Below are 22,705 nucleotides of genomic sequence, written 5' to 3'. Positions count from 1 at the left end.
ACTTCTTTTCCTATTTCAAAAATGATGGTACTATATGAATGAAGCAAAGTATGAGGAGGACAGGAAAATGGCTGATTCAGAAGGGTTGAACCGGACGACGATTCATATTGCAGGAAACGATTATACGATTGTCGGAACGGAGTCACCTGAACATGTACGCGAAGTGGGTCTCCTCGTGGATACAAAAATTCGTGAAATCAGAGACCAGGCACCACAACTCGACGTTCGACAAATTGCTGTCTTGGCAGCTCTCAATATCGGTAGTGATTATGTCAAAATCAAAAAGAATTTGGGTGAACTTTAAACATGATTTCTCTTGTTATCTTATTGTTTTTAGCTTTAGGTACGATGACGGGCGTCCGTCGGGGTGCAGTGTTACAGATAGGTCATTTATTAAGCTTGATTATCTCGTTTATCGTCGCTTTATCGTTTTACGATGAACTGGCCGAGAAGTTCAAGTTATGGATTCCCTATCCATCGACGCTGGATGATGCCGGAATTGATTTGACGATGTTTTCCATCCCGAGTTCAGTCGGTTTGGATGAAGTGTTTTACAAAGCCTTTTGGTTCATCGTCTTGTTTTTTGTGACGAAAATCGTGTTATCCATCATCATTGCGATGTTTGATTCGCTGACGAATATTCCGGTTCTCAAGCAGGTAAAAGGTCTATTGGGTGGAGTATTCGGATTCATCGAGATGTATATTTTCATCTTCCTGATTTTATTCTTGGCCGCCTTCGCGCCGGTTCAGTCGATTCAGGATGCCATTGCAAATTCGAGTTTAGCCTCGTTCATGATTCAACATACACCAGTGCTTGCAGATTGGTTGATGCAAAAAGTCGGTTTGATAAAATAACGTGCTCCCGTTGAATGGGAGCTTTTTTTGAGGGGAGAATTGAACATGCGGACGATACAAGATGCGATTCGACATTTGGAAAGAATCTCAGTTTATCTCGAAGTAAAAGGGGAAAATCCGTTTAAAATCAATGCGTTTCGAAAGGCAGCGAGTCTGCTTGAAGCGGCAGAACTGGATTTCATGGCAATTGAAGACTTTACAGCGATGAAAGGAATCGGTAAAGGTACGGCCACGGTTCTTGAAGAATTTCGTGAAACCGGAACGAGTACAGCTTTGACAGAACTGGAGCAACAGGTGCCGGAAGGATTGATCGCCTTATTGAAGATTCCGGGACTTGGTGGGAAGAAATTAGCAAAATTGCATGAAGTCGGGGTCATTGATGCAGATTCCTTCGCTGAGAAACTGGCGGATGGTACAGTGGAAGCAATGCCAGGCTTCGGAAAAAAGACCGTCGAAAAATACAGTAAGGCACTGGAAACGTTCGAGACGCGACCAGAACGATTACCGTATGGTGTGATGCGCAAAAGTGTCAGTGAACTGGAGCGGACATTAGCCGGGATTGATCAGATCATTCGTTTTGAAGTCGGAGGAAGTTTTCGGCGTGCGGAAGAAACCTGTAAGGATCTCGATTTCATCATCTCGACAGATCAACCAAAAGAAGTGAAAGCACAATTGCTTGAAATTGAACAAATCGATGAAATCATTGCTGCCGGGGAAACGAAGGTCTCGATTGTCCTCAAACGGGACGATGCGTATATTGCAGTTGATTTCCGATTAGTGGATGATTTGGCATTTGCTTCGACGTTACATCACTTTACTGGCTCAAAAGATCATAATGTCCGGATGCGGCAACTGGCGAAAGAGCGCGGCGAAAGCATTTCGGAGTATGGTGTCGAAACCAAGGACGGTCTGTTCCAGCCAAAAACGGAACAGGAGCTGTTTACCCGTTATGATTTGCCGTTCATCCCACCGGAGTTGCGAGCAGGTCGTCTGGAGTTCGAAGCAGATTTAGACAAGTTGATTCAAGAGGCGGATATCAAAGCGGATGTCCATATGCACACGACATGGTCGGACGGTACGTTGTCTGTCGATGAACTCGTCGATGCTTGTGCGGCGCGGGGATATTCCTGGATGGCGATTACCGATCACAGTAAATATATGAAATTCGTCAATGGATTGACGGAAGAACGATTGCGGAAGCAGCGTGTCGAAATTGAAGCAGCACGCAAAAAACATCCGGCAATGACGATTTTATGCGGGGTCGAGATGGATATTTTACCGGATGGTTCACTGGATTACGAGAATGAATTTTTACAAGAGATGGACTATGTCATCGCCTCGATTCATTCCAAGTTTGATCAGACGGAAGAGGAAATCATGCAACGGCTTGAAAATGCCTGTCGGAATCCCTATGTCTCCTTAATTGCCCATCCGACCGGACGGATCATCGGACGGCGGGACGGATATGCAGTCAACATCGATCGACTCGTCGAGTTGGCGGCTGAAACCGGGACGGCACTGGAGATGAATGCAAATCCCGGACGGTTTGATTTAACCGCCTCGTCCCTTGCAAAAGCGAAGGCGGCAGGGGTTAAAATCATGATCAATACCGATACCCATCGTCCGGAAATGTTAGAAGATATGAAACTTGGTGTCCTGCATGCACGTAAAGCATATTTGGAGCCATCCGATGTCATTAATACGTGGACTGCAAAAGAAGCACGTGCTTTTTTTGATCGAAAACGTTTAGGAGTGAAGTAAATGAATACCAATGCACTACGTGTATTAGAATACGATAAATTAAAAGAACTACTCGCAAAACAAACAGCCAGTTCACTGGGGGCTCAATTTGTGCGGAAGATGGAGCCGGCGGAAGATTTCGAGCAGGTGAAATCGTTGCTTGCTTTGACGACAGAAGCGACGACAGTCTACCGGCTGCGCGACCGTTACCCGTTTGGTGGACTGACGGATGTCCGCAGTGAGGTAAAACGGGCGGAAATCGGCTCTGTCCTCTCGACCAGTGAATTGTTGGCAGTTGCCGACGTCGTCTATTCCGGACGTCAAGTCAAAGCCTTCCAGGAACGGTTGCATGAAGATCACCCGGATCTCCGATTACCGGCGCTTGATAGCCGGATCGAGCAGATTACGAAACTGGTGGAAATCGAACAAGGAATTCGTCACGCCATCGATGATCAAGGAACCGTTCAAGACTCGGCAAGCGATAAACTTCGCTCTTTACGGAGTCAATTACGCTCCCTCGAAGGGCAGGTCCGCTCGAAAATCGACGGTGTATTACGCAGTAAGTCGAAGATGTTATCCGACGCCATCGTCACGATGCGGAATGATCGTTATTGTGTACCTGTCAAACAAGAGTACCGTCAAGCTTTTGGCGGAATTGTCCATGACCAATCGGCGTCCGGTGCGACTTTGTTCATTGAGCCGCAAGCAGTCGTTGCCGCCAACAATGAAATTCAGGAAGCCCGCCTTAAAGAACGAGCGGAAATCGAACGGATTTTAGCCCAACTTTCGGCGCTGGTCGGCTCGGTTGGTGATTCACTTCGAATCAACGTCGACGTCTTGGCAGAACTTGATTTCATCATGGCAAAAGCCTTATACGGTCACACGATTCGTGCCGTTGAACCAAAATTAAATGAAAATCGTCATATCGTCCTGAAAGAAGCACGGCACCCGTTCATTCCGGATGATGAAGTCGTACCGATCACGGTCTCGCTCGGCGGTGAGTTTACGTCACTTGTCATCACGGGACCGAATACTGGCGGGAAAACCGTCACGCTGAAAACAATCGGTTTACTGCAATTGATGGTCCAATCCGGGTTATACGTGCCGGCAGCGGATGAGACAGAGTTGAGTGTTTTTGACGCGATTTATGCGGATATCGGGGACGAGCAGTCCATCGAACAAAATCTCTCGACATTCAGTTCCCACATGACGAACATTGTTTCGATGATGGGGAAAATTGATTTCATGAGTCTTGTCCTGTTTGACGAGCTCGGAGCCGGAACAGATCCGACGGAAGGGGCGGCACTTGCGATTGCCATCTTGGATGAAGTGAAACGACGCGGGGCACGTGTCGCTGCGACGACTCACTATTCGGAGCTGAAAGCGTACGGTTACAACCGGGAAGGCGTTGTTAATGCCTCGATGGAGTTTGATGTCGAGTCGCTCAGTCCGACGTATCGCTTGCTGATTGGTGTACCGGGACGTTCGAATGCCTTTGAAATTTCGAAACGACTTGGGTTAGATGACCGTGTCATTGATGCGGCCCGCGATCAAGTCGGAACGGACGCCCAGTCTGTTGAAACGATGATCGGACGACTCGAGGAAGCAAAACAACGTGCTGAATCCTTAGAGCGGGAATTGTTGCAGGAGCAACAACGATTAGTGGAAGAACGGGAAGAATTCGAGCGGGAACAAGCAGAGATTCATCAAGAAAAAAATGAAATCCTGGCCAAAGCAGAAGAAAAGGCAACGCGTGCAGTCGAACGGGCACAAAAAGAAGCGGAAGCTGTCATCAAACGTCTGAAAGAATTACGTGACGCGGGAGCTGTCAAAGAGCACGAACTGATTGAAGCCCGTAAACAGCTCGAGCAAGCGAAACCTTCGTTACAAGATCAACGGATTGCCAAGGTCAAAGCAAAAACGAACCAGGCTCCGGTATTTGCAAAAGGTGAAGAAGTAAAAGTGACGACGTTCAACCAAAAAGGATATATCATCAATCAAAATTCGAATGGTGAATATACGGTTCAAGTCGGCATCATGAAAGTAAACGTCAAGCCGGGGGATCTCGCCAAAGTCGGGGAAGTGAAAACGGCTTCGAAAACTAAAAAACGCTCCGGTGGAACAAGCATTACGAAACAATCCGCTGCTTCAGCCGAACTGGACTTACGTGGTGTCCGCGTCGAGGAAGGGCTGGCCAAGCTCGACCGGTTCATGGATCAGGCATTGTTATCCAACTACGAACAGATTCGTGTCATCCATGGTCTCGGGACAGGAGCGATGCGTCAAGGAGTACAAGAATATCTACGTGGCAACCGTCATGTCAAAACGCATCGTTTAGGCGGTCAAGGTGAAGGTGGACATGGCGTGACGATCATCGAATTGAAATGAGGCGCGGTTAGGTGAATATTTTTGAAAACGTCTATGTCTATACGACAGCTTTATATTCGGTTGCGGGACTATTGATCATCATGGGTCTGGCACTTTTTGAGTTGACAACCCGGTACCGAAACTGGGAACATATCAAGAGTGGAAACATCGCTGTGGCGCTGGCGACCAGTGGTAAAATCATTGGTCTGGCAAATATCGTGCATTTTGCTGTTCAAAGTGAACAGCGTGTCGGAGCAATCTTTTTAGAGAGTGCCTTCGGATTTTTACTATTGATTTCGACCTATTGGATTTTTGAATTCTTAACTCCGAATCTTCCGGTCGACCGGGAGATCGAAAAAGGAAATATCGCTGTCGGCATCATCTCCTGTTCGTTATCGATCGGGATGTCTTATGTGATTGGTTCAGCGTTAGTGGGGTGAACAGGTGTTAGAACGATTAGCAAAAATCATGTTCGGTGTATCGATTGCCTTTTTGGTCGTCGGTCTGTTATGGATTTTTATGAATTAAAAGAACTGGCTCTGCCGAGTGATTATTCCGTACTGAGATCGATTCAGTACGGAATTTTTATTGGCAGGACACAAAAAAATGAAGGAGGAAACGACTATGAACGTCAAAAAAACTAATACGAATGAAATACGGCGGCGCGCCTTTGAAGCGATGCAACTGATTTCCTGGAAAGATATCTTTTGGGTCATCATCGGTTCAGCTATCCTGGCGTTCGGCATCAACTACTTCACGATTCCGAATGACTTGTCTGAAGGAGGATTGATCGGGATTACCGTCATCTTCTACTACCTGTATGGGTGGGATACCGGTTTAGTCTCGTTAATTGCGAATGCATTACTGTTTGTCGTCGGCTATCGCTTCTTAAGTCGGAAAACGATGATCTATTCTGTCATTTCCGTTGCAACGACCTCATTTGTCCTGTCGTCAACGGCGTCACTCGCGACGAGTTCCGACAGCCGGCTGATCGGGACAGTCTATGCCGGAATCTTGATCGGTCTCGGAATCGGTCTTGTCATCCGGGCAGGTGGAACGACCGGCGGTGGTGTCATCATCGCCCGGTTGATGAATAAATATCTGAATTTAGGAATTGCCGTATCCATGTTCATCATCGATGTGACGGTTGTCGGGGCGTCCGGATTTTTGTTCGGCGAAGAAACGATGCTGTATACGTTAATTGCCATCATCATCGGTTCGTATTTAATTGATTTGGTCAGTGAAGGATTGAACGTCCGGGAAGCCGTCACGATCATTAGTCACCGTCAGGAAGAAATCGCGACGATCTTGACTGAAACACTGGGACGCAGTGCGACCGTCATCCACAGTCACGGTCATTTTACGAAACAGAAAAACGACATGTTATACATGATTGTCGACAAACGTCAGCTGGCGCCATTGAAACAAATCGTCGAAGCGGCCGATCCGCGTGCCTTTGTCGTCATTCATAAAGTACGGGAAGTCATCGGGGAAGGATTTACGTATCCATCCCGTTAAATGTCTTAAAGCGTCAACCACTCGTGAAATCTCACGGGTGTTTTTTTGGTATGTTTTAAAATACCTGTTATTTGGAAAAAATGAAATTTATTTTAACAGAAGACTAGCCGCTATGGCTGAATTAAACGTATAATAAAAATGAATAGTAATTCAGTTACAGGGAGGGAATGGAATGGATTCAGCATGGTTAAAGGATTATCCGGCACAAGTACCTGCATCAATCGACTATCGTGAAGTACCGCTTTATCAGGCACTTGAAGAGGCGGCAGATGAGTTTCCGGAGCGGAGAGCCCTTAGTTTTCTCGGGAAACGTATGACGTTTCAGGAAGTACGGCAGGAAGCCCGGAGTTTTGCACAAGTGTTGCAAGATGCCGGGCTTGAGAAGGGGGATCGCGTCGGTTTGATGTTGCCGAACTGTCCGCAGTATATAATCAGTTACTATGCAGTGCTGTACGCCGGTGGAATCGTTGTTCAAGTCAATCCGTTATATACGGACCGTGAACTGGAACAAATTCTCGTCGACTCAGGCGCGAAGATGCTCGTCACACTCGATTTGCTGTATCCGAAAGCTTCACGTGTCAAAGCGAATACACGTTTAAAAACCGTTGTCACGACAAGCATTGCTGATTATCTGCCATTTCCTAAAAATAAACTGTATCCGATCAAGTCCCGGAAAGACAATAATATCATCATTGATACGACAGGATCGATTCCTTTTCTGTCCCATCGCGGGAGTGGGATGATTGAACCGGTGAGTGTCGACCCAAAAGAAGATATCGCAGTGTTACAATATACAGGCGGAACGACCGGTGCGCCTAAAGGAGTCATGTTGACGCACTTTAATCTAAGTGCCAATGTCGAACAGATCAGTCATTGGTTCTATAAATATTCACGGGGAGACGGGAGAAAGCTGTTGGCAGTCGTCCCTTATTTCCATGTCTACGGTATGACATGTAACTTGAACTTCGGTATGTTCAATGCATATGAACAGATCATTTTACCGAAATTTGACTTAGAACAAGTCTTGAAGACGATCGATAAAGAAAAACCAAGCCTGTTTCCAGGTGCACCGACGATGTATGTCGGATTGTTGAATCATCCAAAATTGAAAAAATATGATTTATCCTCAATCGAAGCGTGTATTTCAGGATCGGCACCGTTACCGGTTGAAGTACAAGAAAAATTTGAACAGGTAACGGGCGGGCGGATCGTCGAAGGATACGGGTTGTCGGAAACAAGTCCGGTGACGCATACGAACTGTATTTGGGATAAACGGGTTCCCGGAACAGTCGGAATTCCTGTTTCGGATACGATGGCGAAAATCGTTCAACCGGACGGAGAAACGCCGGCTGCACCAGGAGAAATCGGGGAGATTCTTGTCCGCGGTCCGCAAGTCATGAAAGGATACTGGAAACGTCCGGAAGATACGCAGGCTGTTCTGCGTGACGGATGGTTGCACACAGGTGATCTTGGATATATCGGAGAGGACCATTATTTCCGGATTGTTGATCGGAAAAAAGATTTGATTATCGCCTCGGGATTCAATATTTATCCCCGGGAAGTCGAAGAGATTTTGTACGAACATCCGGCGGTCAAAGAAGCAGTCGTCATCGGTGTGCCGGACGCCTACCGTGGAGAAACAGTCAAAGCCTTCATCGTTTTGAAAGATGACATGAAGACGACAGAAGAGGAACTGGATCACTTCTGCCGGAAAAGTTTGGCGTCATTCAAAGTGCCGAAGCAATATGAGTTCAGACAAGAGTTACCAAAAACGTTTGTCGGGAAAATCCTGCGCCGTGTCTTAGTCGAGGAAGAACGGGCAAAACAACTGGAAGAAAGCAGTTGACAGCTCGAAATGACATGATAGAATAAATATGAATGAACCATCATTCATTTTATGTGTTAGGAGATAGCCTTATGAAAAGAACGATGTCTAAGAGTGATCGCATCATTGATGCGGCAGTGAAGGTGATTGCGAAAAATGGCTACCACGGTGCCAAAGTAACAGCTATCGCGAAAGAAGCAGGCGTAGCGGATGGAACGATTTATCTTTACTTCAAGAACAAGGAGCACTTATTAATTTCTTTGTTCCAAGCCAAGATGGGTAGTTTCATCGAATATTCGGAGGCGCAAATCGCACATCATCAATCAGCGACACAACAACTGGCAGCGCTCATTGAAGCGCATCTTGAACAGTTGTCGGTTGATTATGATTTGGCCGTCGTCACGCAAATCGAGTTACGCCAATCGAATCAAGAGATGCGCCATAATATCGCAACGGTTTTAAAACCGTATCTCCATCTGATTGATCGTGTGATTCGAAACGGGATGGAATCGGGAGAGTTCTCAAACGAGCTGGATTATCGTTTGGCACGGCAAATGGTGTTCGGCACGATTGACGAGGTCGTGACGAGCTGGATGGCGAGCGGGTTTAAATACGAGTTGCTCGAAACGCGTCACGGTATTCATCGCATGTTAATTAAAGGGCTGAGTTAAGCCCTTTTCATGAAAAACTTTTTGTAAGCGGATACAAAAATGATGGTGGTCAATAGAAGTTGATACGAGGGGGAACGAAGAATGGAAATCTACGTCTTGTTAAAACGAACATTTGATACGGAAGAAGCAATTCAGCTCGAAAATGGTCAAATCGAAGAGGATGGTGCAGAATTCATCATCAATCCTTATGACGAATATGCAGTCGAAGAAGCTATCCGTGTACGGGATGCACAATCCGGAACGGTGACGGTCGTAACAGTCGGACCGGAAGATGCGGATAAAGAACTTCGGACAGCCCTTGCAATGGGTGCTGATCAAGCAGTCCGGATTTCGATTGAAGACGATATTGAAGAAGCGGATCACTATTCGATTTCAGAAGTTTTGGCCGGATATCTCAAGGAACAGACGGTCGATCTGATCATCGCCGGGAATGTAGCGGTTGACGGAGGAAGCGGGCAAGTCGCTCCGCGCGTCGCAGAACTACTTGACATCCCGTATGTCACGACGATTACGAAACTGGAGTTAAACGGAACGGATGCTGTCGTAACACGTGACTCGGAAGGGGATACGGAGGTCATTAAAACATCGTTACCATTGCTCGTTACGGCACAACAAGGATTAAACGAGCCCCGTTATCCAAGTCTTCCGGGCATCATGAAAGCGAAAAAGAAACCACTCGAAGAACTCGAATTATCTGATCTTGAATTAGATGAGGATGAACTTGCACCCCGTCTTGAAACGGTCGAACGCTTTTTGCCGCCAAATAAAGCAGCCGGTAAAATTCTAGAAGGTGATTTGTCGACACAGGTCCAGGAACTCGCTTCATTATTACGCAACGAAGCAAAAGTTGTTTAAGGGGGAAGAAACGATATGTCAAAAGCACTTGTACTTGCGGAATCACGGCACGGGAATTTACGAAATGTATCATTTGAAGCAATTGCAGCAGCAAATCTAGTGGCAGATGAAGTCGTAGTTGCCTTAATCGGACAAAACGTGGCGGCAGATGCAGCACAACTTGCGACACGAGGCGCCCATCAAGTCCTCGTCGTTGAAGACGAGCGATTGCAGCATTACACACCGGACGGATACGGACAAGTCTTCATGCAACTGCTGGATCGTGTTGCGCCAGATGTCATCGTATTTGGTCATACATCACTCGGTAAAGATCTATCACCGAAAATTGCAGCGAAACTGCAAGCGGGATTGATCAGTGATGTCACGTCAATCGAAGGAACGGGAGAAGATGCTTTTTTCATCCGACCGATCTATTCAGGAAAAGCTTTTGAAAAAGTAAAGGTATCAGAAGGGAAAACGCTCTTTACAGTCCGTCCGAACAACATCGAACCACTGGCTGAAGGCTCTTCCAAAGGGACTGTCGAAGCGGTAACCGTTGAATTGAAGGATTTACGGACAATCGTTTCGGAAGTCGTTCGAAAAGCAACGGGCGGAGTCGATCTATCGGAAGCAAAAGTCATCGTTGCCGGTGGACGGGGGGTCAAAAGTTCGGATGGGTTTGCACCGCTTCAAGAACTGGCTGATTTACTCGGCGGCGCAGTCGGTGCATCACGTGGTGCGTGTGATGCAGACTATTGTGACTATGCCCTGCAAATCGGTCAGACGGGTAAAGTCGTCACACCCGATTTGTATATCGCTTGCGGGATTTCCGGTGCGATTCAACATTTAGCCGGCATGTCGAACGCGAAAGTCATCGTCGCCATCAACAAAGACCCGGAAGCGAATATCTTCTCGGTGGCAGATTACGGAATCGTCGGCGACTTATTTGATGTCGTCCCGTTGTTAACAGCAGAATTCAAAAAAATGCTTGTCCATTAAGACAGAGGAAGGGAAGCGAAGAGTAACTTCTTTGCTTCTTTTTTCGTGCTATGACTTGTCTGAGCAGTTTCGTTTGTTGTAAGGTAGGGCTGTGCTATACTCAAGTCAGTAAAAAGATGGGTTCGATAAATAAATCAAACCGATCTAAAAATAGGAGGTTTTTCTCAATGGCAATCGTACACGCAACTAGCCAATCGTTTAAAGAAGATACACAAGAAGGTCTCGTTCTCGTTGATTTCTGGGCAACATGGTGCGGACCTTGTCGCATGCTTGCTCCTGTTCTTGAAGAACTCGATGCAGACATGGAAAACGTGAAAATCGTTAAGGTCGATGTTGACGCTAACCCGGAAGTCGCTGGAGCTTTCCAAGTCCAAAGTATTCCGACACTCGTCTTGTTCAAAGACGGTCAACCGGTTAACAAAACAATGGGCTTCATGCCTAAAGATGCATTAAAAGAATTCGTCGAAACATCAAACTGATTCTAAGCACACATTTAAAAGGCATTCCGTCAATCGACGGAATGCCTTTTTTGAGTGAAATCAATTTAGCGGCGAACAAAGTTCAATCAGATGACCGTCCGGATCGAGCACGTAGGCAACAGTTTGCCCCCACGGTTTTTCAGTCGGAGGCAAGATGGTTTTGTGACCGGCCTTTTTAATCTGTTCATACAAATGAGCCACATCCTCCGTCACAAAACCGAGTTCCATCGATTGTTGAACGGTTTCGTCCGGAATTTCATAGGGAATGATGGAACGAACGTCTTCTTTTGTATTGAAGGCAAGAATCGTTGATCCGGTGTCAAATTCCGTATAACTTCCATGCTCAGCTTTAATCGGAAGCCCAAGCAGACCATGATAGAACAGGCGGGTCTTTACGGGATCAGTAATGTATAGAATCGTATATCCGTAACGAACCATGTTAACCCCTCGCTTTCATCAATCAGTCTTCAAGTAACGAAGCAATGTCAGATGCCGGTGTCGGATAAGCAAAACTTGTTTTTTGCAAGGCGGAGCTTGGAATCCGGTGTTGCATCGCGAACGAAAAATAATTGGCCAGTTCTGCAGCATGGACGCCGATGAAATGTGCCCCGAGAATCTGATCGTCTTCCCCGATCAATACTTTTGCCCGAGCGAACGGATCTTTGATTCGGACATTTGTTTGCCAACTCGAGGTATCAATTAATTTCCCGCGGTATCTTGTATTGTTTTGTTTTAGACTGGCCTCCGTCTGCCCGACTTTTGCAAGGTTCGGCGTGGTAAAGACGATACTCGGCACAGGAAGTAACTCCAGTCGGCGTCTATTACCTTCAAGCATGTTACAGGCCGCAAGACGTCCTTCCGTCCCAGCGAAAGGAGTCAAGGCAGGGTTTCCGCTGACTGCGACATCACCCGCTGCATAAATGTTCGGAGCGGAAGACTGTAAATAGTCGTTCACATGGATTCCTTTTTCTTCGTAAACAACACCCGCTTTTTCCAATTGCAAATGTTCGATGCTTGCGATACGACCTGTTGCATTCAAGACAACGTCAGCTTCTAAGCGTGTTCCGTCGGAAAGCGTCAACGTCGTGTCCGAGTATGATACGGCTTCCGTTTCATGAAGAATCTGAATACCGAGCGCTTGTGTCGCTTCGAGCAAGACGGAAACTAATTCGTGTTCAAATTGTTTAAGTGCACTTGAACGAAGAAGAATCGTCACTTCGGCACCGGCGATTCGTGCCAGGTGAGCAAATTCAAACGAAATGTATCCTCCACCGATGCAAACCAGGCGACGGGGGACATCCCGTAATTCCAGAAATTCATTACTGTTGAGGAAACGTTCACTTCCGGGAACGGACAGCTCGCGTGGTCGAAGGCCGGTCGCGATCAAAAATTGTTCGGCCTCCAACTCGATATCATCAACCAGAAGCTTTTTATTGGATAGAAAACGCGGTTCACCGTGATAGTAGTCAATACCCAAGTCATCATACCGATTTCGGGTTTGTTCCGGGATGGCGCGTGTGTATTCATTTTTCCGTTCCATCAGTTGGCGCCAGTCAATGGATACAAGGCCTTTTAGTCCATATCCCAGCAGACGTTCGACGGCATCCTTTGCTTCACTGCCGGTGAGTAGAATCTTTTTAGCATCACAACCGCGTTGGGCACAAGTACCGCCCGGTGTAAAATTTTCGATGATGGCGACGTTAAGTCCTTTTTCAGCAAATTTATAAGCTGCTTGATTCCCGGCTGAGCCTGTACCTATTACAATGCAATCGTATGTACGCATTTTTTATCCCCCATGTGTCATAATCAATGTATGATATTTACCCTATAACGTAAAACTAGAAACGGTGGAAGGAGACATTTTTGTGAGTCATCAAGAACATATTAAGGCGAAATTATCCCTTTTACCTGACGAACCAGGCTGCTATCTGCATAAAAATCAATTCGATGAGGTCATTTATGTCGGAAAAGCCAAAAATTTAAAGAACCGTGTCCGGTCTTATTTCACCGGAGCGCATGATTTAAAGACAGAACGGCTTGTCGCAGACATTCGTGATTTTGAATACATCATCACCGGAAGCGAGCTCGAAGCCTTGCTTCTTGAGATGACGCTGATCAAGAAACACGATCCGAAATACAACATCATGCTGAAGGATGATAAATCCTATCCGTATCTTAAAATTACGAATGAGACGTATCCGCGTCTGATTACGACCCGTAAATTAAAAAAAGACGGCGGACATTACTTTGGTCCTTATCCGAACGCCTATGCTGCGAACGAAACGAAACGTCTGCTCGACCGATTGTATCCATTGCGAAAATGTCAGCCGATGCCGAAGAAATTGTGTTTGTATTATCATATTGGTCAATGTCTCGGTCCTTGCGAAATTCCGAACCTGGAAGGCGTTCAAAAAGACATCGTTTCGGAAATCCGCCGTTTCTTGTCGGGAGAAACAAAAGACCTGGTCCAGTCGTTGCAACAAAAGATGAGTGTTGCAGCGGAGGAGATGGAATTCGAGCGGGCAGGGGAGTTGCGTGACCAAATTCGGGCGATTGAATCCATCATGAATAAGCAAAATATGATTACAGCAGATTTGACTGCCCGGGATGTCTTCGGGATTTATGTCGATAAAGGATGGATGTGTGTCCAGGTCTTCTTCCTGCGTGGCGGAAAAATGATCGAGCGCGATGTATCACTGTTTCCGATTTACGGAACACCGGCAGAAGAGCTCGAGAGTTTTATCGTTCAGTTCTACGAAAAAAATATCAAGCCCAGCGAAATTTATGTGCCCCCCCTCGTTAATCAGATGTTGCTCAAAGAAGCGCTTGATTTGCGTGTCCATGTCCCGGTGCGAGGGTCAAAACGTAAGTTGCTTGATCTTGCGACGAAAAATGCGGAGAATGCAATCGGCGAACGGTTCGAACTGATTGCCCGTGATGAAAAGAAAACCGTTCAGGCCGTCCAGGAACTTGCCGATGCGATTGGGATCCATCCGTTATCGCGGATTGAAATCATTGATAATGCCAATATCCAAGGTGCTGATGCCGTTTCGGCACTCGTCGTTTTCGAAGACGGGAAGCCGCTCAAAAAAGAGTATCGTAAATTTAAAATCAAGACGGTCAAAGGACCGGATGATTATGAATCGATGCGGGAAATCGTCAGACGGCGTTACCGACGCCTTCTGCTCGAAGGAGCTCGATTACCGGATCTCGTTTTGATTGATGGTGGACTCGGCCAATTAAATGCGGCACTTGAAGTCATTCAAGATGAACTGGGGTTATCCCTGCCGGTCGGCTCACTGAAAAAAGATGATAAGCACCGGACGAGTCAATTATTGTTCGGGGAAGGCGGGCAGTTGATTGAACTACATCCACGTTCGAGTGCGTTTTATCTGCTGCAACGTATGCAAGACGAGGTCCATCGATTTGCCATCACATTCCACCGGTCATTGCGCTCAAAAGGAATGACCCGGTCGTTGCTTGACGATATTCCCGGAGTGGGGCCAAAACGCCGTCAGCAGTTGATCCGTCATTTTGGATCGATGCGGAGTTTGAAGAAAGCGAACATCGAACAGCTGACGGAAGCGGGCTTACCCGTTAAGTTAGCGGAGACGGTTGCGGAATATCTCAGTCAGACGAATGAAGAATAAAATAAAAAAAGAAACGCGCCATTCCCTCGGATTTCTGATAGAAAGCGAGAGGCTGGCGCGTTTTTTATAGTGGTCCTTCAGATTAAGTTAAAGCATTGGTTTTAATTGTTGATATATTTTTCGTAGAACGAACCAAAGTCTTTTTGATTCCATTTGTAATAATGACCCTGTAACCAGTCGAACGACTCTTGCGATAAGTCTTTGAACGTTTGCGGGACATTCATGTCGCCTTGGCGAAGACCGCCGAGAATCGTCACGGAATGATTCAGTGAACTGTTGGCGAACTCAAGCATTTTTTGTCCTTCGTATTGCTTCTCGGCAATCGCAAGAAGTGCTTTGTAGAGATCCTTCACGTGTTCAAGCTGTTTTTTATCGACATCAATCGAGTAATGTTTTCCACCGATTTCGAACTTGATTTCGACATCAAGGTCGACTGTACCGGCTGTTTCAAACATGACATGACGAATCGGGTAATGCGCATATGGATAACGATAGAGAACACGTTTTGAGCTGACGGCACTTTCGCCATCAAGGTGAACAAGCGCTAGGTTCGTAAAACAATACTCATCTGTTTTCGATTTGATTAAAAAATAAATTTTTTCGCCGTCTTCATGTAACACATAGTCATCCGCGGCGGCCTTGTCAAAATCGTCCGGGTGAATCACTTGCCCAATATCACTGAATCCTGTTAAATCGGCTGCTAGTTTCTTGAACATAAAAAATTCCTCCTTTGGTAGATGCGACTGAGTATTGATACGGCAATCAGACTAAAAAGGTTTCATGTTTCAAGAATTCGAGATTTGCCTTCAAACTCCTGTCCGGATTTCAAAGTGAACGTTCAATCGGATCTTTTGGATCCATCTCAATTAAAATCTGCACGTGGGTTTTATTTAATTCAGCGTATCCTTCAGCCACACAACCATGCAGTCGGGAAAATTGTTCCGCTAAAAAGCCGGCTTCCAGTTGAAAATAACCTGCAGGACGGTCGAGGCGTGTCGATTCGGGCGGTGTTAATAAAAAACTCAGGGAGTTTCCTTTTTGTTTCTTTAGTTCGAGATGTCCCCAACCTGCTTCGTAAAAAAAGGGAGTCGCTTCTTCGGCACTTAAGATCGGGAATTCACGTGCCAGTCGCTTGCCTGCCCAATAGATGACATGGCGATAATCTGTTCCTAGTAAATCCATCAGCACATAGTCGCGAATCAGTTCGATTCCGAATGCGGAAGAGGGCGTTGGTACTGAATCCATCAACAATCACTCCTATCTCTGAAACTATTATAGCGGGGTAATTCTCCTCGGTCATTGTTTTCCTGAAAAAATTTGCAGTTATTTGCAGTTAAATGCAACGGCTCGGGTTGTCTTATAAAAAGGACAGGAGTAGAATAAGTGATGAAAAGACGAATTTCCTTATGAAAGCGCTTTTCTACCAAAATGCGCCAACGTTTGATTGGCAAACAAAAGGGGGGATTTGGATGGCGAATCATCGTGATTTCGTGGGGCGTAAAATACACTCACTGCTCGGCGTCATTCCAATCGGGTTATTTTTACTTTCTCATTTTACGACGAACTATTTCATCGTTCGTGGGGAGGAAGACTTTAATAAGGCTGCGGAAGTCGTGGGGAGCGTTCCGTATCGGTTGTTCTTGGAAGTGTTTGTCATCTTCATTCCAATCATCCTGCACGGTATCTACGGTGTTTACATCGCATTTACAGGTTCCGCGAACACAGGTCGTTATACATACTTCCGGAACTGGATGTATGTGCTACAACGCTTTTCAGGTATTTTCCTCGTCGTGTTCATCACATGGCACGTTTGGGAAACACGGATTGCAGCAGCAATGGGTACGGCAGTTGATGCGAGTATGATGCAAAATATCGTCGATAACGGATTCATGCTTGCCTTCTACATCGTCGGAATTTTAGCGACGACGTTCCACTTGGCGAATGGTCTCTGGACGTTCTGCATCACATGGGGAATCACACAATCACCCGCTTCTCAAAAAGCGATGTCTTATGTGGCAGCCCTCGTATTCATCGGATTATCGTTTGTAGGCGTACGCTCGATCTTGACGTTTGCAGGCGTGTTGTAAGGAAAGGGGAACTAACAACATGGCGAATAAGAATCTTGTCATCATCGGTGGAGGACTCGCCGGTTTGATGGCTACGATAAAAGCAGCAGAACAAGGTGTACCCGTTAAATTATTTTCACTTGTGCCCGTCAAACGTTCACACTCCGTTTGTGCGCAGGGGGGGATCAACGGGGCCGTCAACACGAAAGGGGAAGGTGACTCACCTTACCAACATTTGGACGATACGGTATATGGCGGCGATTTCTTAGCCAACCAACCACCCGTTCAAAAGATGACGGAAGCAGCACCGAAAATCATCCACATGTTCGACCGGATGGGTGTCATGTTCAACCGGACACCGGAGGGATTGCTTGATTTCCGTCGTTTCGGAGGAACATTACATCACCGGACGGCTTATGCCGGTGCGACGACAGGTCAACAATTGTTGTATGCACTCGACGAACAGGTCCGTAAGTTCGAAGCGCAAGGTTTGGTAGAAAAATATGAAGGATGGGAATTCCTTCGTGCAATCATCGATGAAGAAGGTATTTGTCGCGGTGCGGTATGTCAAAACTTACGTTCGATGGAAATCGAAGCGTTCGCAGCTGACTCAGTCATTTTAGCAACAGGCGGTCCGGGGGTTATCTTCGGAAAATCAACAAACTCGGTGATCAACACAGGGCAGGCGGCGGCAGCTGTCTACCGTCAAGGTGCCATTTATGCGAACGGCGAGTTTATTCAGATTCACCCGACAGCGATTCCGGGGGATGACAAACTGCGTCTCATGAGCGAATCAGCACGTGGTGAAGGCGGACGCGTCTGGACGTATAAAGACGGCAAGCCATGGTACTTCCTGGAAGAAAAATATCCGGCTTACGGAAATCTTGTGCCACGTGATATCGCGACGCGCGAAATCTTTGATGTTTGTGTCAATCAGAAGCTTGGTGTCAACGGGGAAAACATGGTCTACCTTGACCTTTCCCACAAAGATGCAAAAGAACTGGACGTCAAACTGGGTGGGATTCTTGAAATCTACGAAAAATTCGTCGGAGATGATCCACGAAAAGTACCGATGAAAATCTTCCCGGCAGTCCATTACTCAATGGGTGGATTATGGGTCGATTATGATCAAATGACGAACATCCCGGGCTTATTTGCATCCGGTGAGTGTGATTACTCGATGCATGGCGGTAACCGTCTAGGGGCGAACTCATTATTGTCTGCCGTATACGGCGGAATGGTCGCTGGACCGGCAGCCATCGCTTACATGAACGATCTCGATCAGTCTGTCCATGAAATGCCGGAAGAAGTCGTCGAAGCACATAAGATTGCAGAAATCAACCGTTTCAACGACATCCTCGCGATGGAAGGTACGGAAAATGCGTATCAAATTCACCGTGAACTCGGTGAAGTCATGACAGATAATGTCACGGTTGTCCGTTACAATGACAAACTCGAGCAAACGCTTGAGAAAATCAAGGAACTCCGTGACCGCTTCACATGTATTTCGGCAACGGATACAGCACGTTGGAGCAACCAGGGCGCATCATTCATCCGTCAACTCGATCATATGCTTGATCTTGCGGAAGCGATTACGCTTGGAGCCCTGAAACGGGACGAGAGCCGTGGTGCCCATTACAAACCGGACTTCCCGGAACGTGATGACGAACGGTTCTTGAAAACAACGATGGCCCGTTATACGAACGGTCATCCGGAAATCTATTACGAAGAAGTCGATACATCATTGATTCCACCACGTAAGCGCGACTATAGCAAGAAGTCGAAGAAAGAGGTGAAGGCATAATGGCGACACCACTCGAACAGAAAACGAATCAAAAGCCGGTTCAATTCATCGTCCAACGTCAAGATGGACCAGATGGTAAAGCATATGATGAAGCATTTGAAGTCCCTTACCGCCCGAACATGAACGTCATTTCGGCCTTGATGGAGATTCGTCGTAATCCGGTCAATGCAGCCGGAGAAAAAACGACACCGATCAACTGGGATATGGGCTGTCTCGAAGAAGTATGTGGCGCGTGTTCAATGGTTATCAACGGAACGCCCCGTCAATCATGTACAGCACTTGTCGACAAGCTCGAGCAACCGATTCGTCTTCAACCGATGCAGACGTTCCCGATTGTCCGTGACCTTCAGGTCGACCGTCAACGGATGTTTGATGCTTTGAAGAAAGTCAAAGCTTGGGTACCGATCGACGGTACGTATGATTTAGGTCCGGGACCACGGATGCCGGAAAACAAACGTCAGTGGGCATATGAACTTTCGAAATGTATGACATGCGGTGTCTGTCTGGAAGCGTGTCCGAACGTCAATGACCGGTCGAACTTCATCGGACCGGCAGCGCTCTCGCAAGTCCGTCTCTTCAACTCGCATCCAACCGGTGCGTTCCACAAAGAAGAGCGTCTTGAAGCTTTGATGGAAGACGGCGGAATCATGCAGTGTGGAAACGCACAAAACTGTGTTGAAGTGTGTCCGAAAGGGATTCCACTGACAACATCAATCGCGGCAATGAACCGTCAGACGACATTGCACTCATTCAAGAAATTCTTCGGAAGTGACGAAGGACGTACGGGTGAAGCAGTTAGTCATTAATACAAAAACGTAAAATTAAAGAAGGGGCGATGCTCCTTCTTTTTATAGTTTAAGGAGGAAATGATTGTGCGTGTACCTAGTTATATCAATGATTTAGATCCATGGTTGGAACAGATGAAACACGGGACGCGACTTGATGTCGCGGTCCGATTCGCTGAAACCGACGCTTACGGTCATATGAATAATCGGGTTCCCTTCGTTTATTTCGAAGATGTCCGGACTCTGATGCTAGAAGAAACGGGCTACTCGCTTGCTGACGACGGCATCGTCGTCGTCGCGGATGCACAGTGTAACTACATCCGACAAGTCTATCCGCGGGCCCGTCTTGCCGTCTACGCCTATCCTGTACAGGTCGGAACGGCTTCGTGTGATGTGCATTACGCAGCGTTCAGCGAACAAGAGGAATTGATGTTTACAGGACGGACCTCGATGGTTCAGATTGATCGTTCCGGGAATGCCTTTCCATGGAATGAAGCATATAAAAATTCCTTGCAGAATCGATTCGAATCCGTTATCATTTGATAATGAGTTCACATATTCGAAAACGACTCACTAGTACGTTATTAGTGGAGGGAGATTTCTTAATCATGGAAAAAACATTCAAAGTCATCGCGGATTCAGGCATTCATGCTCGTCCGGCAACACAACTCGTCAACACAGCTTCTAAATTCCAATCAGACATCAACTTGGAATACAACGGAAAGACTGTAAACCTCAAGTCGATTATGGGTGTTCTTTCACTCGGAATCGCAAAAGACTCAGACATCAAAATCGTTGCAAACGGTGACGATGCTTCTGAAGCTATCACGACTCTTTCAGATATGCTGACAAGCGAAGGTCTTGCTCAGTAATCCTTTATCGTACATTCTTGGACGCCGGTCTTGCACCGTCGTCCTTTTTTGTTACCATATGAGATGAGAGGAAAGTGAGGGGAAATCGTGAATAGATCAATTGGAGTATTAGATTCTGGGGTTGGTGGATTGACGGTCGCACGTGAATTGATGCGTCAGCTGCCCCATGAACAAATCATATATGTCGGAGATACGTTACGGTGTCCGTATGGTCCTCGGCCGGAAGAAGAAATTCGTCAATTTACGTGGGAGATGATTGATTTTCTTGTCGCCCAAGATGTGAAATTGATTGTCATCGCCTGCAATACGGCGACAGCCGTCGTCCTGAAGGAAGCCCGGCAAAAGTTGTCGATTCCAATCATCGGTGTCATCGATCCGGGTGCACGGGCTGCGGTTAAAGTCACACGTTCGAAACGAATCGGTGTCATCGGTACGAAAATGACGATTGAAAGTAACTCGTATGAAAAAGCATTACGTCATGTCGAGGGACAAGTCGTCGTCGAGTCGTTGGCCTGCCCACCGTTCGTCCCGCTTGTTGAATCATCCCAGACAAGTGGACCGTATGTGGAACGTGTCGTTGCGAACACTTTAAAACCCTTGCTTTCGTACGATATGGATACACTGATTTTAGGGTGTACACATTATCCGTTGCTTGCAGAAGTCATTGGACGAGTCATCGGACCAGACGTCCAGCTGATTTCTTCGGGAGACGAAACCGCACTTGAAGTAAGTGCTTTGCTTGATTATAACGGCATCACATCAGCACACGATACCGTTCCGGAGCATGTCTATCATGCGACCGGTGATACACGCTCTTTTGAACGAATCGCCAGTGACTGGTTAAATCAACCGGTCCAGGCAAAACGGTTAGTGTTAGGAACGGAGGAAGAAAAATGCGTTTAGATCAAAGAGCACAAGCAGACATGCGAACGATTCAGTTCGAGACGGGTGTCAATAAACACGCAGAAGGATCGGTGCTGATATCGGTTGGTGATACACGGGTCTTATGTACAGCGACGGTCGAAGAAAAAGTACCGCCCTTCCTGCGTGGGAAACGACACGGATGGATCAATGCCGAGTATGCGATGTTACCGCGGGCGACAGCACAACGGACAGGCCGGGAATCCGTTCGAGGCAAGCAGACAGGACGGACGATGGAAATTCAGCGATTGATCAGCCGGGCATTGCGGTCTGTCGTCAATCTTGAGAAATTAGGCGAACGGACGGTTTGGATTGATTGTGATGTTCTTCAAGCAGATGGTGGAACCCGGACAGCGGCCATTACAGGTGGTTTCCTGGCGCTCGTCTTAGCGGTTGACGGATTGATTCAAAGCGGTAAGCTGACGGATACACCAATCAAAGAAGGAATAGCAGCAGTATCGGTCGGGAAAGTCGGGACGGAGTTATTGCTTGATCTTTGTTATGAAGAAGACGCAGCGGCAGATGTCGACTTGAATCTCGTCATGACATCGTCCGGGAAAATCGTCGAACTGCAAGCGACAGGAGAAGAAGCAACCTTTTCTCGCAAAGAAATGCTCGATATGCTCGAACTTGGGGAAAAGGGTATTGAAGAACTCCTCCATGCGGCGGAACAATCGTTAGGCGCCTCGTGGTGGTATGTCGGGGAAGAGGTGGAACACGGATGAAAATTATCGTAGCAACGAGAAATCCCGGAAAAGTCGGTGAGTTTCAGGCGATGCTTGGAAGACTCGGATACGACGTTGAATCCTTACTGGATTATGAGACGGCGCCTGAGACCGAAGAGACCGGATCGACATTTGAAGAAAATGCGGAATTGAAATCCAAAGAGGCAGCGGCCTATTTTGGTCATGCCGTACTGTCGGACGACTCCGGGCTTGAAGTGGATGCGTTAGACGGAGCACCGGGTGTCTACTCGGCCCGTTTTGCAGGAGAGGACAAGTCAGATGCTGCTAATAACGCGTTGCTGTTAGAAAAGTTAGCGGACACACTGGCAGAACAGCGAACAGCTCGATTTGTCTGTGCTTTGTCACTGGCAAAACCGTCGGGTGAAACATTGACTGTCCGTGGGACGATGGAAGGGCGGATTGGATTTGAATTAAAAGGAACAAACGGTTTTGGTTATGATCCATTGTTTATTATTCCGCCCTTAAATCAGACGGCGGCCGAATTAACGAAAAGTGAAAAGGCGGCCATCAGTCATCGTGGACAAGCGTTGCGAAAACTTGAAGCGACATTAACTACTTTTTTGGGAGAGTGAT

At 46.9% G+C, this 22,705-nt stretch carries 24 protein-coding genes; 20 read left to right on the top strand and 4 right to left on the bottom strand.

Going from position 1 to position 22,705, the window contains the following annotated elements; genetic code table 11:
• Positions 1-67: 67 nt before the first annotated feature.
• The 11 genes from zapA to trxA all read left to right on the top strand — a co-directional run bounded on the left by zapA (position 68) and on the right by trxA (position 11,288).
• Positions 68-304 (top strand): cell division protein ZapA, encoded by a 237-nt coding sequence (gene zapA, locus KNP93_RS02150; protein WP_012371043.1) that lies wholly within the window; start codon positions 68-70, stop codon positions 302-304.
• 2 nt (positions 305-306) lie between these two features.
• Entirely contained in the window at positions 307-855 is a 549-nt protein-coding gene (locus tag KNP93_RS02145) for a CvpA family protein (RefSeq protein WP_114595277.1), read from the top strand.
• 45 nt (positions 856-900) lie between these two features.
• A complete protein-coding gene (gene polX, locus KNP93_RS02140) occupies positions 901-2,616 on the top strand; it encodes a DNA polymerase/3'-5' exonuclease PolX (protein ID WP_214852881.1) in 1,716 nt (571 codons plus the stop codon).
• Positions 2,617-4,983: an endonuclease MutS2 gene (locus KNP93_RS02135; RefSeq protein ID WP_188004584.1), complete on the top strand. Its 2,367-nt coding sequence runs from the start codon at positions 2,617-2,619 to the stop codon at positions 4,981-4,983.
• Positions 4,984-4,994: 11 nt separating this feature from the next.
• Complete coding sequence (locus KNP93_RS02130) at positions 4,995-5,402, top strand: DUF350 domain-containing protein (protein ID WP_188004583.1); 408 nt, start codon at positions 4,995-4,997, stop codon at positions 5,400-5,402.
• 184 nt (positions 5,403-5,586) lie between these two features.
• Positions 5,587-6,480: a YitT family protein gene (locus KNP93_RS02125; RefSeq protein WP_114595280.1), complete on the top strand. Its 894-nt coding sequence runs from the start codon at positions 5,587-5,589 to the stop codon at positions 6,478-6,480.
• Between the two features lie 172 nt (positions 6,481-6,652).
• A complete protein-coding gene (locus KNP93_RS02120) occupies positions 6,653-8,326 on the top strand; it encodes an AMP-binding protein (protein ID WP_214852879.1) in 1,674 nt (557 codons plus the stop codon).
• 71 nt (positions 8,327-8,397) lie between these two features.
• Positions 8,398-8,976 carry a fatty acid metabolism transcriptional regulator FadR gene (locus KNP93_RS02115; RefSeq protein ID WP_012371036.1) on the top strand — a complete coding sequence of 193 codons (579 nt, stop codon included), beginning with the start codon at positions 8,398-8,400 and terminating at the stop codon, positions 8,974-8,976.
• Positions 8,977-9,057: 81 nt separating this feature from the next.
• Positions 9,058-9,831 carry an electron transfer flavoprotein subunit beta/FixA family protein gene (locus KNP93_RS02110; RefSeq protein ID WP_114595283.1) on the top strand — a complete coding sequence of 258 codons (774 nt, stop codon included), beginning with the start codon at positions 9,058-9,060 and terminating at the stop codon, positions 9,829-9,831.
• A gap of 15 nt (positions 9,832-9,846) precedes the next feature.
• Positions 9,847-10,809: an electron transfer flavoprotein subunit alpha/FixB family protein gene (locus tag KNP93_RS02105; protein ID WP_214852877.1), complete on the top strand. Its 963-nt coding sequence runs from the start codon at positions 9,847-9,849 to the stop codon at positions 10,807-10,809.
• A gap of 116 nt (positions 10,810-10,925) precedes the next feature.
• Positions 10,926-11,288 (top strand): thioredoxin, encoded by a 363-nt coding sequence (gene trxA, locus KNP93_RS02100; protein ID WP_081776614.1) that lies wholly within the window; start codon positions 10,926-10,928, stop codon positions 11,286-11,288.
• A gap of 60 nt (positions 11,289-11,348) precedes the next feature.
• Here trxA and KNP93_RS02095 read toward each other — a convergent pair whose 3' ends face one another.
• Both KNP93_RS02095 and KNP93_RS02090 read right to left on the bottom strand, forming a co-directional pair.
• A complete protein-coding gene (locus KNP93_RS02095; protein ID WP_114595285.1) occupies positions 11,349-11,726 on the bottom strand; it encodes a VOC family protein in 378 nt (125 codons plus the stop codon).
• Positions 11,727-11,748: 22 nt separating this feature from the next.
• Positions 11,749-13,071 (bottom strand): dihydrolipoyl dehydrogenase family protein, encoded by a 1,323-nt coding sequence (locus tag KNP93_RS02090; protein ID WP_131502766.1) that lies wholly within the window; start codon positions 13,069-13,071, stop codon positions 11,749-11,751.
• An 82-nt stretch (positions 13,072-13,153) separates the two neighbouring features.
• On the opposite strand from KNP93_RS02090, the gene uvrC reads away from it, so the two are divergent.
• The gene (uvrC, locus tag KNP93_RS02085; protein ID WP_131972411.1) at positions 13,154-14,938 is read left to right on the top strand and encodes an excinuclease ABC subunit UvrC; all 1,785 of its coding nucleotides are present in this window, start codon (positions 13,154-13,156) and stop codon (positions 14,936-14,938) included.
• A gap of 101 nt (positions 14,939-15,039) precedes the next feature.
• On the opposite strand, the gene KNP93_RS02080 is transcribed toward uvrC, so the two are convergent.
• Entirely contained in the window at positions 15,040-15,654 is a 615-nt protein-coding gene (locus KNP93_RS02080) for a PH domain-containing protein (RefSeq protein WP_012371029.1), read from the bottom strand.
• A gap of 109 nt (positions 15,655-15,763) precedes the next feature.
• On the bottom strand, positions 15,764-16,183 hold the full coding sequence (locus KNP93_RS02075; protein ID WP_131502764.1) for a DUF2507 domain-containing protein: 420 nt from the start codon (positions 16,181-16,183) through the stop codon (positions 15,764-15,766).
• 224 nt (positions 16,184-16,407) lie between these two features.
• Between KNP93_RS02075 and KNP93_RS02070 the strand changes: the two genes are divergently transcribed.
• The 8 genes from KNP93_RS02070 (at position 16,408) to KNP93_RS02035 (ending at position 22,704) form a co-directional block, all read left to right on the top strand.
• The gene (locus KNP93_RS02070; RefSeq protein WP_114595289.1) at positions 16,408-17,025 is read left to right on the top strand and encodes a succinate dehydrogenase cytochrome b558 subunit; all 618 of its coding nucleotides are present in this window, start codon (positions 16,408-16,410) and stop codon (positions 17,023-17,025) included.
• A 19-nt stretch (positions 17,026-17,044) separates the two neighbouring features.
• Positions 17,045-18,808 (top strand): succinate dehydrogenase flavoprotein subunit, encoded by a 1,764-nt coding sequence (sdhA, locus tag KNP93_RS02065; protein ID WP_214852873.1) that lies wholly within the window; start codon positions 17,045-17,047, stop codon positions 18,806-18,808.
• Positions 18,808-19,614, top strand: coding sequence for a succinate dehydrogenase iron-sulfur subunit (sdhB, locus tag KNP93_RS02060; protein ID WP_114595290.1), 807 nt, complete (start codon positions 18,808-18,810; stop codon positions 19,612-19,614). Before sdhA ends, sdhB begins: the two co-directional genes overlap by 1 nt.
• Before the next feature lie 66 nt (positions 19,615-19,680).
• Complete coding sequence (locus KNP93_RS02055) at positions 19,681-20,136, top strand: acyl-CoA thioesterase (protein ID WP_131502762.1); 456 nt, start codon at positions 19,681-19,683, stop codon at positions 20,134-20,136.
• Positions 20,137-20,201: 65 nt separating this feature from the next.
• A complete protein-coding gene (locus tag KNP93_RS02050) occupies positions 20,202-20,465 on the top strand; it encodes a phosphocarrier protein HPr (RefSeq protein ID WP_012371023.1) in 264 nt (87 codons plus the stop codon).
• An 87-nt stretch (positions 20,466-20,552) separates the two neighbouring features.
• A complete protein-coding gene (gene racE, locus KNP93_RS02045; protein ID WP_188004578.1) occupies positions 20,553-21,368 on the top strand; it encodes a glutamate racemase in 816 nt (271 codons plus the stop codon).
• Positions 21,359-22,111: a ribonuclease PH gene (rph, locus tag KNP93_RS02040; RefSeq protein ID WP_188004577.1), complete on the top strand. Its 753-nt coding sequence runs from the start codon at positions 21,359-21,361 to the stop codon at positions 22,109-22,111. Before racE ends, rph begins: the two co-directional genes overlap by 10 nt.
• Positions 22,108-22,704, top strand: coding sequence for an XTP/dITP diphosphatase (locus tag KNP93_RS02035; protein ID WP_214852870.1), 597 nt, complete (start codon positions 22,108-22,110; stop codon positions 22,702-22,704). Before rph ends, KNP93_RS02035 begins: the two co-directional genes overlap by 4 nt.
• The last annotated feature ends 1 nt before the right edge of the window (position 22,705 follow it).

It is taken from the genome of Exiguobacterium sp. s166 (assembly GCF_018618855.1).
Lineage (GTDB): Bacteria > Bacillota > Bacilli > Exiguobacteriales > Exiguobacteriaceae > Exiguobacterium_A.
This window is presented reverse-complemented; position numbering and strand designations above follow the sequence as displayed.

Excerpts from the sequence above, each read along its gene's own strand:
- zapA (WP_012371043.1), top strand. The coding sequence starts at position 68 with ATGGCTGATTCAGAAGGGTTGAACCGGACGACGATTCATATTGCAGGA.
- KNP93_RS02145 (WP_114595277.1), top strand. The coding sequence starts at position 307 with ATGATTTCTCTTGTTATCTTATTGTTTTTAGCTTTAGGTACGATGACG.
- polX (WP_214852881.1), top strand. The coding sequence starts at position 901 with ATGCGGACGATACAAGATGCGATTCGACATTTGGAAAGAATCTCAGTT.
- KNP93_RS02135 (WP_188004584.1), top strand. The coding sequence starts at position 2,617 with ATGAATACCAATGCACTACGTGTATTAGAATACGATAAATTAAAAGAA.
- KNP93_RS02125 (WP_114595280.1), top strand. The coding sequence starts at position 5,587 with ATGAACGTCAAAAAAACTAATACGAATGAAATACGGCGGCGCGCCTTT.
- KNP93_RS02120 (WP_214852879.1), top strand. The coding sequence starts at position 6,653 with ATGGATTCAGCATGGTTAAAGGATTATCCGGCACAAGTACCTGCATCA.
- KNP93_RS02115 (WP_012371036.1), top strand. The coding sequence starts at position 8,398 with ATGAAAAGAACGATGTCTAAGAGTGATCGCATCATTGATGCGGCAGTG.
- KNP93_RS02110 (WP_114595283.1), top strand. The coding sequence starts at position 9,058 with ATGGAAATCTACGTCTTGTTAAAACGAACATTTGATACGGAAGAAGCA.
- KNP93_RS02105 (WP_214852877.1), top strand. The coding sequence starts at position 9,847 with ATGTCAAAAGCACTTGTACTTGCGGAATCACGGCACGGGAATTTACGA.
- trxA (WP_081776614.1), top strand. The coding sequence starts at position 10,926 with ATGGGTTCGATAAATAAATCAAACCGATCTAAAAATAGGAGGTTTTTC.
- KNP93_RS02095 (WP_114595285.1), bottom strand. The coding sequence starts at position 11,726 with ATGGTTCGTTACGGATATACGATTCTATACATTACTGATCCCGTAAAG.
- KNP93_RS02090 (WP_131502766.1), bottom strand. The coding sequence starts at position 13,071 with ATGCGTACATACGATTGCATTGTAATAGGTACAGGCTCAGCCGGGAAT.
- KNP93_RS02080 (WP_012371029.1), bottom strand. The coding sequence starts at position 15,654 with ATGTTCAAGAAACTAGCAGCCGATTTAACAGGATTCAGTGATATTGGG.
- KNP93_RS02075 (WP_131502764.1), bottom strand. The coding sequence starts at position 16,183 with ATGGATTCAGTACCAACGCCCTCTTCCGCATTCGGAATCGAACTGATT.
- KNP93_RS02070 (WP_114595289.1), top strand. The coding sequence starts at position 16,408 with ATGGCGAATCATCGTGATTTCGTGGGGCGTAAAATACACTCACTGCTC.
- sdhA (WP_214852873.1), top strand. The coding sequence starts at position 17,045 with ATGGCGAATAAGAATCTTGTCATCATCGGTGGAGGACTCGCCGGTTTG.
- sdhB (WP_114595290.1), top strand. The coding sequence starts at position 18,808 with ATGGCGACACCACTCGAACAGAAAACGAATCAAAAGCCGGTTCAATTC.
- KNP93_RS02050 (WP_012371023.1), top strand. The coding sequence starts at position 20,202 with ATGGAAAAAACATTCAAAGTCATCGCGGATTCAGGCATTCATGCTCGT.
- rph (WP_188004577.1), top strand. The coding sequence starts at position 21,359 with ATGCGTTTAGATCAAAGAGCACAAGCAGACATGCGAACGATTCAGTTC.
- KNP93_RS02035 (WP_214852870.1), top strand. The coding sequence starts at position 22,108 with ATGAAAATTATCGTAGCAACGAGAAATCCCGGAAAAGTCGGTGAGTTT.